The 16,616-nt window shown below is 71.0% G+C and carries 13 protein-coding genes; 5 read left to right on the top strand and 8 right to left on the bottom strand.

What is annotated here, in order from left to right; all coding sequences use genetic code 11:
* Nucleotides 1-16: 16 nt before the first annotated feature.
* From ACGFRG_RS19650 to ACGFRG_RS19640, 3 genes are all read left to right on the top strand, one after another.
* Nucleotides 17-919 (top strand): SMP-30/gluconolactonase/LRE family protein, encoded by a 903-nt coding sequence (locus tag ACGFRG_RS19650; protein ID WP_393265505.1) that lies wholly within the window; start codon nt 17-19, stop codon nt 917-919.
* Between the two features lie 185 nt (nt 920-1,104).
* Nucleotides 1,105-2,400 carry a YhgE/Pip domain-containing protein gene (locus ACGFRG_RS19645; protein ID WP_393265503.1) on the top strand — a complete coding sequence of 432 codons (1,296 nt, stop codon included), beginning with the start codon at nt 1,105-1,107 and terminating at the stop codon, nt 2,398-2,400.
* A 155-nt stretch (nt 2,401-2,555) separates the two neighbouring features.
* Nucleotides 2,556-5,684: a BTAD domain-containing putative transcriptional regulator gene (locus ACGFRG_RS19640; RefSeq protein WP_393265500.1), complete on the top strand. Its 3,129-nt coding sequence runs from the start codon at nt 2,556-2,558 to the stop codon at nt 5,682-5,684.
* 171 nt (nt 5,685-5,855) lie between these two features.
* Here ACGFRG_RS19640 and ACGFRG_RS19635 read toward each other — a convergent pair whose 3' ends face one another.
* The 6 genes from ACGFRG_RS19635 to ACGFRG_RS19610 all read right to left on the bottom strand — a co-directional run bounded on the left by ACGFRG_RS19635 (nt 5,856) and on the right by ACGFRG_RS19610 (nt 10,487).
* Nucleotides 5,856-6,098 carry a DUF5302 domain-containing protein gene (locus ACGFRG_RS19635; RefSeq protein WP_361425641.1) on the bottom strand — a complete coding sequence of 81 codons (243 nt, stop codon included), beginning with the start codon at nt 6,096-6,098 and terminating at the stop codon, nt 5,856-5,858.
* A gap of 219 nt (nt 6,099-6,317) precedes the next feature.
* Nucleotides 6,318-6,779 carry a calmodulin-binding protein gene (locus tag ACGFRG_RS19630; RefSeq protein WP_393265496.1) on the bottom strand — a complete coding sequence of 154 codons (462 nt, stop codon included), beginning with the start codon at nt 6,777-6,779 and terminating at the stop codon, nt 6,318-6,320.
* Nucleotides 6,780-7,051: 272 nt separating this feature from the next.
* The gene (locus tag ACGFRG_RS19625) at nt 7,052-8,152 is read right to left on the bottom strand and encodes a serine hydrolase domain-containing protein (protein WP_393265494.1); all 1,101 of its coding nucleotides are present in this window, start codon (nt 8,150-8,152) and stop codon (nt 7,052-7,054) included.
* Between the two features lie 276 nt (nt 8,153-8,428).
* Nucleotides 8,429-9,073 (bottom strand): dihydrofolate reductase family protein, encoded by a 645-nt coding sequence (locus ACGFRG_RS19620; protein ID WP_361425649.1) that lies wholly within the window; start codon nt 9,071-9,073, stop codon nt 8,429-8,431.
* 176 nt (nt 9,074-9,249) lie between these two features.
* The gene (locus ACGFRG_RS19615; RefSeq protein WP_393265491.1) at nt 9,250-9,897 is read right to left on the bottom strand and encodes an HAD-IA family hydrolase; all 648 of its coding nucleotides are present in this window, start codon (nt 9,895-9,897) and stop codon (nt 9,250-9,252) included.
* Between the two features lie 65 nt (nt 9,898-9,962).
* The gene (locus tag ACGFRG_RS19610; protein WP_393265489.1) at nt 9,963-10,487 is read right to left on the bottom strand and encodes a MepB family protein; all 525 of its coding nucleotides are present in this window, start codon (nt 10,485-10,487) and stop codon (nt 9,963-9,965) included.
* A 249-nt stretch (nt 10,488-10,736) separates the two neighbouring features.
* Between ACGFRG_RS19610 and ACGFRG_RS19605 the strand changes: the two genes are divergently transcribed.
* A complete protein-coding gene (locus ACGFRG_RS19605; protein WP_393265487.1) occupies nt 10,737-11,834 on the top strand; it encodes an ArsR/SmtB family transcription factor in 1,098 nt (365 codons plus the stop codon).
* 178 nt (nt 11,835-12,012) lie between these two features.
* The gene (locus ACGFRG_RS19600; RefSeq protein WP_393265485.1) at nt 12,013-12,417 is read left to right on the top strand and encodes a DUF664 domain-containing protein; all 405 of its coding nucleotides are present in this window, start codon (nt 12,013-12,015) and stop codon (nt 12,415-12,417) included.
* A gap of 111 nt (nt 12,418-12,528) precedes the next feature.
* Here ACGFRG_RS19600 and ACGFRG_RS19595 read toward each other — a convergent pair whose 3' ends face one another.
* Nucleotides 12,529-13,551 (bottom strand): ETX/MTX2 family pore-forming toxin, encoded by a 1,023-nt coding sequence (locus ACGFRG_RS19595; RefSeq protein ID WP_361425664.1) that lies wholly within the window; start codon nt 13,549-13,551, stop codon nt 12,529-12,531.
* Nucleotides 13,552-13,697: 146 nt separating this feature from the next.
* A complete protein-coding gene (locus ACGFRG_RS19590) occupies nt 13,698-16,550 on the bottom strand; it encodes a type 2 lanthipeptide synthetase LanM family protein (protein WP_393265482.1) in 2,853 nt (950 codons plus the stop codon).
* Nucleotides 16,551-16,616: the final 66 nt, after the last annotated feature.

The raw sequence follows: 16,616 nt of genomic DNA, 5'->3' as shown, positions 1-16,616 counted from the left end.
GCTGCGCCGGAGCGGCATGCCGGCTGTCGCGCTCGCCGCGGCTCTGCTCACACCGGTCTCCGCCCACGCGGCACCCGCATGCGACGCCACCCCGTCGGCGCCGCCCGTCCAAGTCGCGCACCTACCCGACTGGGTCGAGTCGATCGCCGTCGACAAGCGGGGCCGGATGTTCGCCACCGCGTACTTCACCGGCCGGGTCTACCGCATCGACTCCCCCGGCAGCACACCCGTCGCCCTCACCCCGAACATCGGCGCCAACGGCGGAATCGTCGTCCGCGAGGACGGCCGGCTCCTCGTCGGCACGGGCAACGACCTCGGGCATTCACTCACCGGCGACGTCCTTCCGACGTCGAAGCTGCTGCTGGTGGACCCGGAGTCGGGCAAGGTCACCACGTACGCCTCGGGGCTCGGCGGTATCGACGGCGTCGCTCTGGCACCCGACGGCACCGTCTACACCACGACGCTGGGCGGCCGCCACATCGGCCGCGTCACCCCGGACGGCCGGGTCGACCCCGCCTGGGCACGGGTGCCGCAGCCGAACGGGATCGCCGTATCGCCGGACGGAAGCCAGGTCTACGTCATCCAGACGACCGTCGCCCCCGGGCTCTACCGCATTCCCGTCGACGACCCGGCGCACCCGCGACGCTGGATCTCCACCGACCTCTCCGACGCCCTCGCCCTGCCCGACGGCCTCACCCTCGACAGTCGAGGGCGCCCGCTGATCGCCACCCACGCAGCGGGACAGATCTGGCGGGCCGAGGGCGGACGCCTCTGCGCCGTGCAGTCGGGAATGCACCTTTCCACCCAGGTCACCTACGGACACGGCGACCACGGGTTCTCGGCGGGCAGGCTCTACCGATCCGGTGTCGACGGAAAGATCTACGAAGTACCCGCCGGCGCCGAGCCGACAGCCGGATAGCGGCAAGGCGCCTCGGGCACGGTCGTACCCGAGCCGGTGGTGACGGCGCCCCTCCCGCCGCCCCGGTCTGCCGAACGGGTCCTTCGCCCGTCGGATGGAAACACCGGGCGCGGGGCGCCGGGCTGAGGACGTGGGCGCGGCTAGGTTGCCCCTGCTGCCTACCTGCCGAAGCCCCCTGGAGCGCCATGTCTTCTCCTGTCCAGCCCCCAGCGGACCGGGCGAGGTCGGGTGGCGTGCGCCCGGGCCAGGTGCTGCGCAACCCCAAGATCTGGCAGTTCCCCACCGTCATCGTCTCGCTGGCGGTCCTGCTGCTCTCGCTCTTCTACATGGGCGGCGTCGTCAACCCCAACGCCCATCTGCACCGGCTGCCCATCGGTCTGGTCACCGTCGACCGTGGTGCCGTACTGGCGGGGAAGCAGACCGACCTCGGCCGCCGGATCACCGATTCGATCGCGACGGCCGACGCCGGAAAGCAGGCGTCCTGGAGACAGCTGGACCGGGCCGCGGCCCGGCAGCAGCTGGCCTCCGGCAAGCTCTACGGGGTACTGGAGGTGCCCGAGGACTTCACCGCGTCGGTGGCGGCACTCGTCGGCGCCTCGGCGCCGACCCCGGCCCGGCCCACGCTGAACGTGCTCACCAACCCGGGCGTGGGCAGCCTCGCCTCCTCGTTCGCCAGCACCATCAACCAGACGGCCGCCCACCAGGCATCGCTGCAGCTGGGCAAGACGCTGACCGCGGCCCCTCCCGGCGCGAGCGGCCCGGCGCGGCTGCTGCTCGCCGACCCGGTCACCGTCACGGTCAAGGTGGGCCACCCGATCGGGGCGCACAGCGGTCTGGGCCTCACCGCCTTCTACTACACCCTGCTGCTGGTGCTCGCCGGTTTCATGGGCGGCAACGTCATCAGCAACGGCGTCGATGTGGGTCTTGGCTACGCGGACAGCGAGATCGGCCCCTGGCACACCCGCCGCCCGGTGGTGCCGATCAACCGCACGCGGACCTTGATCATCAAGTGGGCGATGTCCGTGGCGATCGCCGCGCTGACGTCCGGTCTGATCATGCTGGCCTGTGTGGTGATCCTGGGAGTGGACGCCTCACACCTGTGGCTGCTGTGGGTGTTCTCGTTCTGCGCCACCGCCACGGTGGGCCTCGGGACGCAGGCCATCAACGCGGCGTTCGGGGGCATCGGACAGCTCGTCACCATGTTCGTCTTCATCGTGCTCGCCCTGCCCTCATCCGGCACGACGATTCCGCTGGAGGCGCTGCCCGGCTTCTATCGCTGGCTGGCCGTGTTCGAACCGATGCGGCAACTGGGCGGCGGTGTGCGGGCCATCCTCTACTTCGACGCACGCGCCGAGGCCGGTCTCACCCGTGCCTGGATCATGATCGCCATCGCGGCGGTGCTGGCCCTGGCCTTCGGTCTGGCCGCGACCTCGTACTACGACCGCAAGGGGCTGCACCGGATGGTTCCGGAGACCGCGTAGGCGCGTTTTCGGACGGAACACGCCTGCGATCTGTCCGACCCGCCGCGCACGGCCAACCACACCCACTCGTACCGCTGTGCTCACTAAAATGTCCGGACAAAATTCAGGCGCCTCGGGGGCACAGGGAGAAACCCGCGAAAAGTACGGGGGGGACGATGCACGAAGGCACGCTTCGTTACGCGCTGCTGGGGCCGGTCAATGTGGTGCGCGGCGCGGGGGAACCTCTAGCGCTCACGCCGCAGCAGCGGGCGATCCTGGCGATACTGCTGGCACGGCGGGGCCGGGCGGTCACCACCGACGACCTCGCGGACGGGGTGTGGGGACACACCGTTCCGCCGAAGGCCCTGTCCATCCTGCAGAGCCAGATCTTCCAGCTGCGCCGCAAGCTGGAGCCGGGTCGGCCACGGCGCGCACCCGCGACGGTCCTGACCTCCGCACCCGGCGGCTACCGGCTGCTGACCGGCGACGACGCCTGCGACATCGACCAGTTCGACCGATACCTCGCCGAGGCCGACCTGGCGGACCGGGACGGTGACCGCGAGGACGCCCGCCGACTGCTGCGCGCAGCGCTCTCCTTATGGCGCGGCGAACCCCTGGCCGGTGTGCGCGGGCCGCACGCCGACAGTCTGCGGGGCGTGCTCGTCGAACGGCGGCTCACCGCTCTGGAGACCCGGATCCGCATCGACCTGGAGCTGGGCGCGCACGCCGAGAGCATCCCGGAGCTGACGCTGCTCGTCGCCGAGCACCCCCTGCGTGAGAAGCTGCGAGCCCTGCTGATGCTCGCCCTCTACCGTGGCGGGCGGCAGGCCGAAGCGCTCGCCTCGTACGCCGACGGCCGCTCCGTGCTCGCCGCCGAACTCGGCGTGGAGCCGGGCGCGGAGCTGAGGGACCTGTACGAGCGAGTGCTACGGGCCGACCCATCCCTTGCCGCCGACCCCTCGCATGCCGCCAACGCGAACCCGGCTGCCACGAGCGGTCCGCTCCGGGAAGCCGACACGGCGCCGGATCCGACTCCCGGCCGGACGACGAACACGGCAGCGAGCGATACGGCCGACTACCAGCACCCCACACCCGCCCAACTCCCCGCACCCCCATCGGACTTCACCGGCCGTACGGCGGCGGTCGAGGATCTGCTGGCCGCGCTCGACACCGATTCCCCGCAGATCGTCGTCTCCGCGGTGTCCGGTCTCGGCGGCGTCGGCAAGACCGCGCTCGCCCTGCACGCCGGCCATCGTGTCCGCGATCGCTACCCGGACGGCCAGCTCCACGTCGACCTCGGCGGGATGTCGGCCGACCCCGTCGAACCGGCGGAGGTGCTGGGCCGGTTCCTGCGCGCCCTCGGCGCCACCTCCGTACCGGACGGTCTCGACGAACGGGCGGCGCTCTACCGCTCCGTACTCGCCGGGCGCCGGGTCCTGGTCCTGCTCGACAACGCGCGCGACCCTCGGCAGGTGGCTCCACTACTGCCCGGCACGCCGGGTTGCGCGGCCCTGGTGACCAGTCGCGTGAAACTGTCCCTGCACACGGCCCGGGCTCTCGAACTCGATGTCTTCTCGACGGACGAGGCGATGGTGCTGCTGTCCCGGATCGTCGGCCCGGAACGTATCGCCGCCGAGCCGCAGGCCGCCGCCGAACTCGTCGCCGCCTGCGGTCAACTGCCGCTCGCCGTACGCATCGTGGGCGCGCGCCTCGCCCAGCGCCCCGCCTGGACGGTCGCCTGGCTGGTGGACCGGCTGACCGAGGAACAGCACAGGCTCGACCAGATCAGGATCGGCGATCTGGCCGTCGACGCGACGTTCCGGCTCAGCTACGACCAGCTGCCGCCCGACCTCGCGCGCGCCTTCCGCCTCGCCTCGCTCGCCGAGGGTCCGGTCTTCTCGGTGCCGATGGCCGCCGCACTGCTCGACCGGGACGAGCGGCAGACCGAGTCGCTGCTCGAACAGCTCGTGGACGTGGGCCTGTTGGAGTCGTCGGGCGAGCGCCGCTACCGCTACCACGACCTGCTGCGATTGTTCGCACGGGCGCAGGGGGAGGAGAGGGCGGCGGGCACGGGGACGGTCACGGGCGCTGGCGCTCGCGCGAAGGAAACGCGGGCGCCGGGAACGCCGCCGAACGAGCCGGAAGCCTCGCAAGCCCCGGATGCCGACGCATCACCCGACCGCCCCTCGGAGGCCGACGCCGCCCTCGACCGTCTCATCGACTTCTGCCTGGCCACGGTGCGCGGCGCCTACCGTTTGTCCCGCCCCGCCTGCACCACCCCGCAGACCATGGCGGTCACGCGCGCGACCCCCGTCCGCTTCGAGCACGCGACGGAGGGGCAGGAGTGGGTACGCGACGCGTTCGACACCCTGCTCGGGGTATTACGGCAGGCCGCGCGCAGACCGGGCGTACGGATCGCACCCGCCGCCGATCTGCTGCTGGCCCTCGACCCGTTCGGCGAAATCGACTTCCTGTGGCCGCACCTCAACGGCCCCGCCGCCGCGCTCGCCGACGCCGCCGCCCTGCGCGGCGCACCGGCCGCCGAGATCCGCGCGCGCTACATGCTGGGCGGCGGGCTGTGGCAGGTATGCCGCCGGGACGAGGGGCGCGCACAGGTGGACCGCGCACTGGAGCTGAGCCGCGCCACGGGCGACGACGCGATACTCGGTCAACTCCTCAATGTGAGCGGTCTGTTGGAGACGACGAGAGCCACCTCCCAGTGCCACGAGGCAGCTCTCGCCCTGTTCCGTGAGGGCGTCGCCGTACACGTCCGGCGTGGCAACCTCTGGGGCGAGCTGGAGACGCGTCACAACACCGCCCATCCACTGCGCCAGTTGGGCCGCCACTCCGAAGCTTTGGACTGCCTCAACGACGCCCTGTCCCGCGCGAGACCCCTCGGATGGACGGCGGTACGCGTATACGTACAGGCGGGCCAAGCCCGCACCCTGGTCCGCCTCGGCCGCCCCGCCGACGCGGTGGCAAGCTATACCGAGGCCCTCGACGGCTGCCGGGAAATCGGCTCCGAGCACATGCAGCTCCACGTCGAGCGCGGCATGGGTGAGGCACTGCACACACTCGGCCGGTACGAAGAGGCGGCGGCGCACCTGGAACGCAGCCTCGCGGGCGCGCGACGACTCGGCAACGACCCGCTCCAAGCCGTGTCCCTGCTCTCCCTGGGCACAACCCTGTCCGCCGCAGGCCACACCGAACGCGCGGACACCTGCCTACGCACCGCCCACACCCTCCACGTACGCCTGGGCATCCCCATACCGGAGCCGCTGAACGCGTACGCCACCGACGCGTGAAAGCCGACCCGAAGGGCCCCGAGGACCGACCTCGGCAGGCGTGAGCCCTCGCCTCACCGCGGAGCAGGCCGCCTTCGCGGGCCTCGCACAGCGGTGGCGAGGCCCGTCCAGCCCGGGCGGGCTGGACGGGGCTCGGTGCGCCGCCGGGCCTCGTGGGCGGCCCGCTCGGGCTCAGCCGCCGCTCTTGCGCCGGAACGACTTCTGGCTCGATGCCGGGCCGTGGGCGCTGCGGACCTTCGACGCGTCGGAGTCCGCGCCGCGGGCGGCGGCGTCCGCCTGCCCGCCGCGCTTGCGCGCCAGGGCTTCGCGGAACTTGCGCTTCAGGTCGTACTGGCCGTCATCGTCCGGCGCCAGGGCAGTGCCCTCGGCCTCGGTCGGCTCCGAACCTTCTTGCGATGCGTGCTCTGCGGTCATGGTGACCTCCTGGGTTCGGGCTGTGGAACGTACAGCTTGCCATGATGAGCACATCGCCGGGTTCCGGCACCTGTTTATCCGATCGCGCGGGCTGCCCGGCAGCCGCCTCGGGCCCCGCCCGATCGCGCTCGCCGCGCCCCCGCCCCGGCACCTCCGGCCGCCGGCGGTCCGGCGACCGGAGTGCGGCCGAGGTCAATCAATGCCCCCGGGCGTGACGCCTTACGGGGCGGTGACCTCGCGCGTCAGCTTCGACTGCCAGGGACACCACGTCGACTTCGGCAGCAGGGCGCCGCCCACCTCGCTCAGGTGGTCGTTGACGTAGGAGATGCTCGCATCGCACACCTCCATGGCCATGGAGAAGAACTTCACGGAGTCGGGGGCGAGTTGGTACTTCCAGGGCTTGTTGTACGAGGTGGGCGTCTTGACGACCGTGCCCATGACGCTGACGTTCTCCGTGTCCGCGCCGCTCAGGATGGCGCGGGCCTGCTGGATACGGGCGGGGTCGGTGAGCTTGAAGACGAACGTGTTGTGGCCGTCGGTGAACTCGAAGTAGGACGCCGACGCAGCCGCGGCACCCGCTCCGGCGCCGCCGTTCTGCGCCGCCTGCGCGGGCTGGGCTAACGCCAGGGCGAACAGCGAAACCGCCGCGAGACTACCGGCCTTGGTGATGGTCCGTCGCATGAGTGATACCTCCAGTGTCGGGCGGGTCGCGTCCACGACCCGTCTGCGGCGAACGTAATCCGGAAGTTAATGAAATGGCCTGCTAAGCCCCAATAGGGCCCCAAGTAACTATCAATAGTGCACCAAGGGGCATCCAGGATTGCCCTGAAGTCTCCCGGAAGCGTCGTTGGAGCGATCTGCGCCCGATGTGACGATCGCCGTCATCGTGGCGCGGCCCACCGCCGTCGCCATCCGGGCATCGACGGTGGGCCGCGGTCCTCAGAAGGCCTGGTTCAGCGGCAAAGGGCCGCGTCCACGAGCCGTTCCACGTGCCGCATGGCGGCTTTGTCGCTCGGCTGGGTGGTTACGGCGACGTTGACCGCGCGGCCGTCCTCGGTGACGCCGCCCCGGGTCTCGTATCCCGTCATGCTTCCGCCGTGGCCCCAGTAGACACCGCCGCACGACAGTGGCGTACTCACCAGCCCCAGTCCGTAGCGGGCGCCGGAGGCGAAGGGCTCTCCGGCGGGGACGGTGGTGCGCATCTCGGCGAGCTGGGCGGGCGGCAGGAGGCCGCCGGTCATGAGCGCGGTGAAGAACCGGTTGAGGTCGGAGTTGGTGGAGACCATCTGGCCTGCCGACCAGGCCCAGGAGGGGTCGAACTCCGTGACGTCGAGCGGGGCGCCCGCCGCATCACGGTCGTAGCCCTTGGGGTGGGGCTCTCGGATGGTCGCGTCACCGGGAGCGGGGAAGTAGGTGTGGCGCAGTCCGAGGCGCTGGACGATCCGGCGGTCGATCTCCTGCGCGACGGGGCGGCCGGTGACCTTCTCGATGATCAGGCCGGCCAGTACGTAGTTGGTGTTGCTGTACTCCCACTTCTCGCCGGGGGCGAAGTGGGCCTTGTGCTGGAGGGCGAGGTCTAGCAGGTCGCGGGGTTCGTAGTAGCGGACGTCGTCGCTAAGGTAAGGGGTGTAGTCGGGAAGTCCGCTGGTCTGCTGGAGGAGCTGACGGACCTTGATGTGACGTCCGTCGATCCCCTCCCCGCGTACGAGGCCCGGCAGGTATGTGTCGACCGGGGTGTCGAGGCCGATCTTCCCTTCACCGACCAGTTGCAGCACGACCACCGCGGTGAACGCCTTGGTGTTGCTGCCGATCCGCACCTGGCCGTCTCTGGGCACCTTCGCACCGGTGGCCAGGTCGCCCACCCCCGCGGTGTACGTACGGGTATGCCCCGGCCGGTCCTGGACACTCGCCAGCGCGGCGGGCAGGCCGTCGGTGTGCACCAGCGCGTTCAGACCCTGCTGGACCGCCTCCGGCCTCGGGGCGGCGAACGCGGCGGGCGGCGCCAGCGCACCCATCGTCATGACGCCGACCGCCACGGCGACCGCAGCCGGCACGGCTCTGCGCCGACCACCGCCCGGCCGTGCAGAACGCCCGGAATCCCCGGCATCCCCGGCATCCCCGGCATCCCCGGAAGAACGAAACCTCTGCCATACCTGCTCACGCACGACGCCAACTCCTACGCATACACGGGGAAACCGGCGGTGAGTGCCGGGGCCCAAGCATGTCCGGATGCGACCGGCCCGAGCGATCCTGCCACCCACCCCGCCCCAGGTAGGGGTAGCCCCCGGTGCGCTGGGCCGCGGGGAACGGGGTGGGGGCGGGACGGACCTCTACTTTCGCCAGAACAGGTGGTGCGTCACACCGCTCGGGCTGGGGACGACGTCGAGGTGGAACCGGTCGAGGAGTTCGTCGGGTGACTTCCAGAGCCGTGAACCGGATCCGATCCGCACCTGCGAGACCGCCACATGCATGGTGTCGACGAGGTCGGCGTCGAGGAACTCCCGGATGGTGGTGGCCCCGCCGCCGAGCCGTACGTCCTTGCCCCGCGCGGCCTCCCGGGCCCGTTCGAGGACGGTGGCCGGGTCGTCGTCGACGAAGTGGAAGGTCGTGTCGGCGAGCGTGAACGAAGGGCGCTTGTGGTGGGTCATGACGAACACCGGGGTGTGGAAGGGGGGTTCGTCACCCCACCAACCGCGCCAGTCGTGGTCCTGCCAGGGCCCGCGCTGGGGCCCGAACTTGTTGCGGCCCATGATCTCGGCGCCGATGTTGCGTGCGAAGTCCCGGGTGAAGTAGTCGTCGAGACCGCGGCTGCCGCCGGGTTCAGTCCGCATGGGCCAGCTCGCCGTGGCCCCGGCCCAGGCGAACATGGCCCCGGGATCGGCGTCACCGAACGGCCTTTCCAAGCTCTGATGCTCGCCGGCGCCGTACCCGTCGGACGAGACATTGAAGTTCTGCACCCTCAGCAGCTGACCCACGTCGTTCCTCCTGCGTTGTCATGGTCGACAACGATGAGACTGCCCGGGCGGGACAAACTCATCGCTGCGACCGTGACCGGCTGCCGGCTGTCGCCACTCCGGGGTGTGTGGTGGTGCGGGCTGGTGCATGGCTGTGGCGAGGGGAGAGAAGCAGGAGGCAGGGGGACGCTTCCGCGTCACTCGACCGTGAGGGTGAGGCCGGTGCCCGTGGCTCGGGCCGACACGGCCGTCAGGTCTGCCACGATCGCGTCGGCGTCGAGCTCGGCCGCACTGTGTGTCGTGGTCACGGCGATGGTCTTCATGCCCGCCGCCCGCCCCGCGGCGAGTCCGGCGGGCGCGTCCTCCACAACGACGCAGCGGGCCGGGTCGACGCCGAGTCGGCGGGCGGCGAGGAGGAACGGTTCGGGGTGGGGTTTGTGGTGGGTGATGTCGTCGATGGTGATGAGGAACTTGGGGTGGATACCGGCCTGCGCGAGACGGGCCTCGGCCACCCGCCGGGTGCCGGAGGTCACCACGGCCCAGCGGTCGGCGGGCAATCCGGCCAGGAGCTCGGCGGCACCGGGGACCGGAACGACGCCGCCCCCGACCGCGTCGGCGACTTCCGCGTCCTCCAGGCGCGCGACCGCCTCCGCCACCAGATGGGCGGGCAACAGGTCGGCGACGATCGCGGCGGCCGGGCGCCCGTGCACCTCGACGCGGGTGACATCCGCGAGGGTCATCCCGTACGACTCGGCCCACTGCGTCCAGGCGCGCACGACAGAGCGCATGGAGGAGACGAGTGTTTCGTCGCTGTCGAACAGGATGGCGTCGGCCGAGAGGTGCATGGCAGGGAGCCTATCGCCCGGCAGTGCCACCACACCGTCCGCACCGGTGAAGGCCGGCGGTGGGCCTACGGGTGGTACAGGGCTCGGGCACGCGTCGCGTCGACAGATCCGTCCTCGTCGAGACGCAGGAAGTACTTCACCTGCCACGCCTGCGTACTGCCTGCCTGGCGGTTGGTCGTGGTCACCCACGGCGGGTAGACGCGGAACCCTCGCTTCCCGCCGGAGCCGTTCCGGGACACGATGCCGCGCTCGCACAGCACCTCTCGCGGGAACACGAACTGACCGAAGTGTCCGCTGCCGCGGCTGCTGATGACGAACAGGTCGACCCCGTCAGCGGCATCGAAGGGCCGGATCGGGCCTTCCGCGGACCGCTGCCACACGGTGACGAACTGGCCGACCTTCGTCGGGGTGGTCTTGCCCACGCGGAACCTGACCGACAACCCGTCGAGCGTGAACCCGTACGCCGCGTACTCCGCGCTCTCGGGCTCGGGCACCGGCTGTGAGCAGACAATCCCACTCGGGTCGTACACCAGCGCCTTCGCCGCCAGCAGATCATCGGGGAGCCCTGCCCAGGGTTGATGCGTCGCCATCCCCCCATCCTGCCATCACACCCGCCACGCACTGCCGAGTGATCGCGTCGCGCAGGTCTTCAGCCTCGATGCCGCGACCAAGGCCACGGCCGGCAATACCTCGAAGGCCGTGGAAGCCAGAACGCGACAGGAGCGCGCCCGGCCCCCACGGCACCGAGAACTACCGGGAACACCCGCGAAACACGCGGGAGACTGGCATGCTGCCCTCGGCCCATCGCGACGATCACTGCGCCGACCGAGGGAGACTCCGTGCTGCAACTGGCCTTCACCGTCCAGGACTTGTCCCGTACGCGGTTCGCCACCTCACCTCTGGACCACTTGATCTTCGGTCTGATCCCGCAGGAATGCCCCCACTACGTCGGCTCGACAGCGCGCGACCGTTGGTGGCGGCGAGTGCGGGCACATGTACCGCAGGCGGCCGGGCCGTTGATGGAGCTCTGCGCCGCGAGCCCGTACGGTCTACCGGACTTCCTGGGCGCTCAGATCGATGTCGAACACCGGCGTATCGGCGACGAACTCGACGCCATCCGCACCGTGCCGGACGAACAGGTCCGCGCGGACCTGTCCGCCGCCTATGACGATCTCTACGGCCCCGAGTCCACCAACGGCCGTATCGGAACCAGAAGGAGACCCGAACCACCCAGAGTCATCAGGGAGTTGTACGACGCGGGAAGCGACGGGCTGCGAGGGCTGACCCATGCGGCCCGGGCGTTGTACACGCGGTGTCTGGCTCCCGACTGGCCGGACATTCAAAGGCAGTTACGGGCCGACATCTCACGCCGGATGCACACCTGCGCCCAGCGGGGTGCCGGTGGACTCCTGGAGGGGGTGTACCCCCGGCTCAGCTGGAACGACGGGGGCATCCTCAGATACGCCGAGGCTCCCGCGAGCGCCGACGGTGTCTTCACGCTCGGCGGGTACGGCCTGGAACTCCGGCCCTCGATCTTCCTCGAAGGGGGGATCGGCTTCTTCCTCCCGCCGGGGCGTCAACCGGTGCTGTTCCACCCCACGGGCTCCTGGCCCGGGGGTGACCGGAGCGCGCCGGGGCTGGACGGGCTGACCACACTGATCGGCCCCGCGCGGGCCCGGGCCCTGCGTGCGATCGGCCGAGGACCGTGCACCACCAAGGAACTCGCCGACCGACTGGGCATCACCGCACCCTCGGTCTCCGCCCACACCAATGCGCTGCGGACCGCCGGAGCCATCACCACCGAACGCCACGGCCGCGAGGTCTGCCACACCCTCAGCCATCTCGGCCACGACCTCCTCGCCACGAACCCCGAACCGGTCGAGATGAGGGCGGGCACCGAGGACGGCCGTCGAGCGGTCCGGCAACGAGCCCGGTGAGTGTGCGCCTCAGCCCACCCGAACCCCTGACGGCCCTCCCCCACGTCACCCCTCGGGCAGCCCTCTGCCATGATCGACCAGTGAGTGATGACCAGCGCATAAACCCTCCCAAGGTGGCCGCCGAGCGTGAGTCACTGACCTCGTTCCTCGACTACCAACGCGCCACTTTGGCCATGAAGTGCCGAGGGCTGAACAGCGATCAGCTGAACACAAGGCAGTCGCCACCTCGGGCCTGTCCCTCCTCGGCCTGATACGGCACGCGGCCGAGGTCGAGCGCAGCTGGTTCCGCATGGTCCTGAGCGCCGAACAGGGCAAGGCCCTGTGGCCCGCGGTCGACGGCGTCTACGGCGAGTTCCTGGTGGAGGACGCCGACGTCGACGAGGCGTTCACGTTCTGGCGGGAGGCCTGCGCAGCCTCCCGCACGGTCGCGGACGCCTTCGAATCCCTCGATGACACCGTGGAGTTCCGAGGCGAAACCATCTCACTGCGCTATGTCCTCACGCAAATGATCGAGGAGTACGCCCGCCACAACGGCCACGCCGACCTGCTGCGCGAAGCGGTCGACGGAGTGGTCGGAGAATAGGCTCCGGTCGGACGGGACCGGATCGGGTCGGGTCGGGTCGGCCTGACGTCAGCTTGCGACGTGGTGTCGGCACCGCCGACAGTGGCGGCGCCTTTCACCACGACGCCCCCCTCAGCGCCCCGCCACCACAGACCGCTTCCCGTCCGGGGTCAGGGGGATCGTGACCGTCTGGGGGGCGGCCTCGCGTGCTGTGCGGCCGGACAGGGGGTTCTGGACCGTGTTGATGTTCAGGGAGACTCCCTGGCCGCCGCTGAACGTGCCCGTCGCGAAGGCGTTCACCGTCGCGTCCGCCGTGATCTCGTAGCCCGTTGTGTCCACGATGCCGTTGGTGCGGCAGTCGCGGAAGACGTCCTGGATCGGGACGAACCACAGCCAGTGCGCGTCCGAGCCGCCATTGAGGTCGACCTTTTCGTTGAACCACACGGCCACCATCCCGGACATCGACACCGTGGCCGACCAGTCGATGTCGTACCGCTGTGTCCCCACCACCAGCGACGCCTCGACGACCGACTTCGCCGGGATCTTCAACGGCAGGTCGACGCTCCAGGTCTGCGTCTCCTTGTGCGCGAACTCCTGCGTGGAGGACAGGCTCGCTTCGATCGACGTCGTCTCGCTCACCTTCGCGACCGCCGGGATCTCCGCCGAGACCTCCATCGTCACGCCGATCTTCAGCGATTCGGTCACCGAGATCCGCAGATCCTGTTCCGTCGTCTTGCTCTGCTTGTACGTGACGGTCTGCTCGACTTCCGTACCGTTACGGTAGTTGGTGGTGATCGAACTCACCTGGCCGGGAATCGGCGAGGGCGCACTCGGGTCGTAGGTGATGCCGGAATACTTCGCCCGGACCTGATGGCGGTGATAGTCGGCGAGGAAACTCTGCTTTCCGTATTCCGTGGAGGCGGTGAACCGACAGCCCCGGGAGGAGGGATAGCGTTCGCGGGCCATCCAGCCGCCCCAGGCGTCGGTGATCTCCTGGAGGGAGCGGGCGGCGCCCTTCTTGGGCGGTGCTGCCTGCGCGGGGGTCGCGGCGGCGAGCGTCACCGGAATCGTGGCGGCGACTCCGGCGGCGGGCGCGATGGCCAGCAGGCTGCGCCGGGAGACACCGGATATCCCGGGCGTGGGGGTGTGGGACATGGGGATTCGAGACCTTTCGGCGGCATGGGCGTACGGGACGGAATTCCTGGTACGCCATGCAATCCCCGATCCCCATGGTGGCCTAGGGACTTAAGTCCTTGATCGCATCAGCCCCGCCGACCTTGGCTGAAAGTCCTCCCTTTGTCTCAGTCGAGGAGCAGTGGATTGGGCAGGTCGGCCGCGGGGTGCATCCGCAGGAGAGTGTGCAGGACTCCGGACAGGCCGGACATCAGGCTCGGCGAGAACGCCTCGCGGGCCAGCCCGCCGACCGGGCCCCGCTGTTCGAGACCGGTGAGGATCTCGCCGTCGAGGTCGTCGCGGTCACCGACGTGCATCGAGGTGAGGAGTTCCCACAGGCCGAGGTCCCCGTGGCACAGCGTGTGGCTCCAGCCGAAGCCCTCGGCGGCGCAGGCCCCTGCGGCGCGTCGGGCCATGTCCAGATGGGCGGGATCGCCCGTGCGGCGGTGCAGGTCGAGCATGGCGATGCCGACTCCCGCGCTGCCGTGGCACCAGCTGGTGAAGAAGTCCTCCTCGGCGCCGACGCGCACGTCGAGCCAGTTGCCCTGCTCGGGTTGCCACAGGGACTCCTGGTAGGCGAAGGCACGTTCGGCGAGGTGGACCCAGTCGCTTCGCTCGGCGGCGGTGCCCGCCTCGGTGAGCGCCAGGCGGCGCAGCGCCCAGCCGATGCCGGTGGCTCCGTGGGCGAAGCCGCCGATGCCCTCGGGGTTGAGCCGGGTCGTCCAGCGCGCACCGCTCGCGTCCACCGTGGCGATACCCGACAGCCGACGGCCGATGTGCGCGGCGGCCGCGAGCCAGCGGTCCTGGCCGGTCGCCTCGGCCAGATCGAGCAGCGGAACCACCGCCCCGGCCGCTCCGTTGAGGAGGTCCACCTCGACGTCGTCGTCGACCAGCGGGCCGTGCGCGAGCAGCAGCGCTCGTTCGGCGGCCCGCTCCAGCAGCCAGTCCTCGCGGAGCACCCGGTGCAGCGCCAGCCACGTCCACACCTGCGACGCCGCGCCGCTGAACGCCCCGGCGGACGGCGTCGGCGTCCGGTCCTCGGTGCCGACCAGGACCCGCAGCGCGCCCTCGAACGTCTCGGCAACCCCCGCCACCTCGTCCGCCCGCCCGGCCCGCACCTCACTCACGTACTCCGCGAGGGTCAGCGCCACCCCGCCCTGCCCGGTGTACAGGTCGGCGGGCAGCACCCTGATGGACCAGCCCGCCGGGGTGAAGACGGGGCTGATCCAGGTGACCGTGCCGTCCTCGCCGCGCACCGCCCCGTCGCACAGCCGCCGTACCATCTGCGCGGCCAGCTCGCGGCGGCGCCGCTCGCGGTCGCGGGCGTGCGGGGCGTCGGCGGCGGCCTGCGCGCGCGCCGGCAGCGAACGCTCGTTGAGATACGCGCCCACCAGCGCGTCCTGGATCACCGCCTCCTCCAGCGGCAGATCGGCGGTGCGCCAGTCCTCGACCGTGGTCCGCACGGCGGCCGCGTCCACGGTGAACGTGAACATGGGTACGTCCCCGGCCAGCAGGTCCGCGATCTCGCCGTCGATGGCCGCACGGTCGGTCGGGGCGCCGGGCAGCACCTCGGCGTTGCGCCGCAGGATGTCGCGGGCGCGCTCGACGGCCGCCGCCTCGTCGTGCAGCGACGCGGGGTGCCACAGCATCCGGCCGATGTCGACGTACGCCTGGGTGGGCCGCAGGATCCGCCGTGCCCGCGCGCCTTCGAAGCGGCGCAGCAGCCGGTACGGATCGGTGCCGGGCCGGTGCAGATACGCGGTCATCTCACGGAAACCGGCCAGGATCCGGTCCCAGTACGCACTCAACACCGGTGCGGGGCTGGGATGGTTGGCCGCGGTGGGCATGGCCACCAGGTCCACCTCGAAGCGGGCCGCCGCCGTGCCACCGTCCGCGATCACCGGGTTCGGGATCAGCGGCTGCTGGCCGGGCAGGGCCCCGGCGCCGGAGATGTCCACCCCGGCGAGCGCGAAGCCGGTACCGCGTACGGGCAGCAGTCCGGTACGCAACACCGTCCGGCGGATGGCCGCCGCCGCCACGTCCACCGCGTCGCCGCGACCGCTGGCCGGGAAGGGCGCGGGGGCGTCGAAGAGCGTCTCCGCGTCCACGATCACCGGGACCGGACCTGCGGCGATCATGTTCTCGGCGTGCATGTCGGTGCCGCCGGTGAAACGGAGGACGGCCAGCCAGTGTCCGACGTTGCGGTAGAACGCGGCGAGTTCGGCCTCGCCCGCGCAGTAGCGGTGGCGTACGAACTCGGCCCAGCCGTACCCCTCGCGCACCAGCGTGCGCGGCACCCGGATGCGCTCCTGCGGCGCCGGAGCGCCGGGGAAGTCCGCGAACAGCTCGTCGAGGAGCGCGCCAAGGGCCGCGTCGACCTGGGACGGCCGGGGCTTGTACATCACGGTCCCACCGGCGAAGTCGACCCGGCTGACCGTCAGGCCGCCCCGATGGGTGTCGCCCGCCCCGAACGCCACCGCCCGCAACTCCCCCATGGGCCCGTCCAGTAGCGGCCGCAGCAGTTCACGGTCGCAGGCGAGCCGCGCGGCGAAACCGGCCGTCGCCGCCACCGACAGCCGAGCCACCGACGCGATCCGCGCGCCGAGCGTGGGGTATCGACCGGCCAACTGGTCGAGATAGCCGTCTTCTTCGGCCTGCTCGATGAACGCGGTCCACGTCTTGGTGTCGTCGTACCCGGCCCCGTCGTCCGCGTCGACGCGCCCGCCGCGCGCCGCCATGCGCAGCGCGTGCAGTTCGATCAGGAACAGGCGGGAGAGCTTCGCGTGCAAGGACCTGAGCAGGGCGGTGTGCCCGGCTGCCAGCACCACGTCCCGTTCCTCGTCGCCGAGCGCGTCCACGGCGGACAGCCGCCGGGCCAGCTCCTCCCGCCACGGCCGGGCGATCGTGCGCACCGGGCGGGCGAACCACTCGCCCTCGCCCCCGGCCTGCGGCGTTCCCGATTCCGGCGTCGACACGTCCACCCGCCCGACCTCCCCATCCCATCGCACGTCCGCCCCGCCCGGGCGCTCCAAAGGGGTGGGGAACCG

It is taken from the genome of Streptomyces sp. NPDC048696 (assembly GCF_043198895.1).
In the GTDB taxonomy this organism is placed as follows: Bacteria; Actinomycetota; Actinomycetes; order Streptomycetales; family Streptomycetaceae; genus Streptomyces.
This window is presented reverse-complemented; position numbering and strand designations above follow the sequence as displayed.

Bases quoted from the DNA above. Each gene is read 5' to 3' on its own strand.
- ACGFRG_RS19650 (WP_393265505.1), top strand. From the start codon at position 17: ATGCCGGCTGTCGCGCTCGCCGCGGCTCTGCTCACACCGGTCTCCGCC.
- ACGFRG_RS19645 (WP_393265503.1), top strand. From the start codon at position 1,105: ATGTCTTCTCCTGTCCAGCCCCCAGCGGACCGGGCGAGGTCGGGTGGC.
- ACGFRG_RS19640 (WP_393265500.1), top strand. From the start codon at position 2,556: ATGCACGAAGGCACGCTTCGTTACGCGCTGCTGGGGCCGGTCAATGTG.
- ACGFRG_RS19635 (WP_361425641.1), bottom strand. From the start codon at position 6,098: ATGACCGCAGAGCACGCATCGCAAGAAGGTTCGGAGCCGACCGAGGCC.
- ACGFRG_RS19630 (WP_393265496.1), bottom strand. From the start codon at position 6,779: ATGCGACGGACCATCACCAAGGCCGGTAGTCTCGCGGCGGTTTCGCTG.
- ACGFRG_RS19615 (WP_393265491.1), bottom strand. From the start codon at position 9,897: ATGCACCTCTCGGCCGACGCCATCCTGTTCGACAGCGACGAAACACTC.
- ACGFRG_RS19610 (WP_393265489.1), bottom strand. From the start codon at position 10,487: ATGGCGACGCATCAACCCTGGGCAGGGCTCCCCGATGATCTGCTGGCG.
- ACGFRG_RS19595 (WP_361425664.1), bottom strand. From the start codon at position 13,551: ATGTCCCACACCCCCACGCCCGGGATATCCGGTGTCTCCCGGCGCAGC.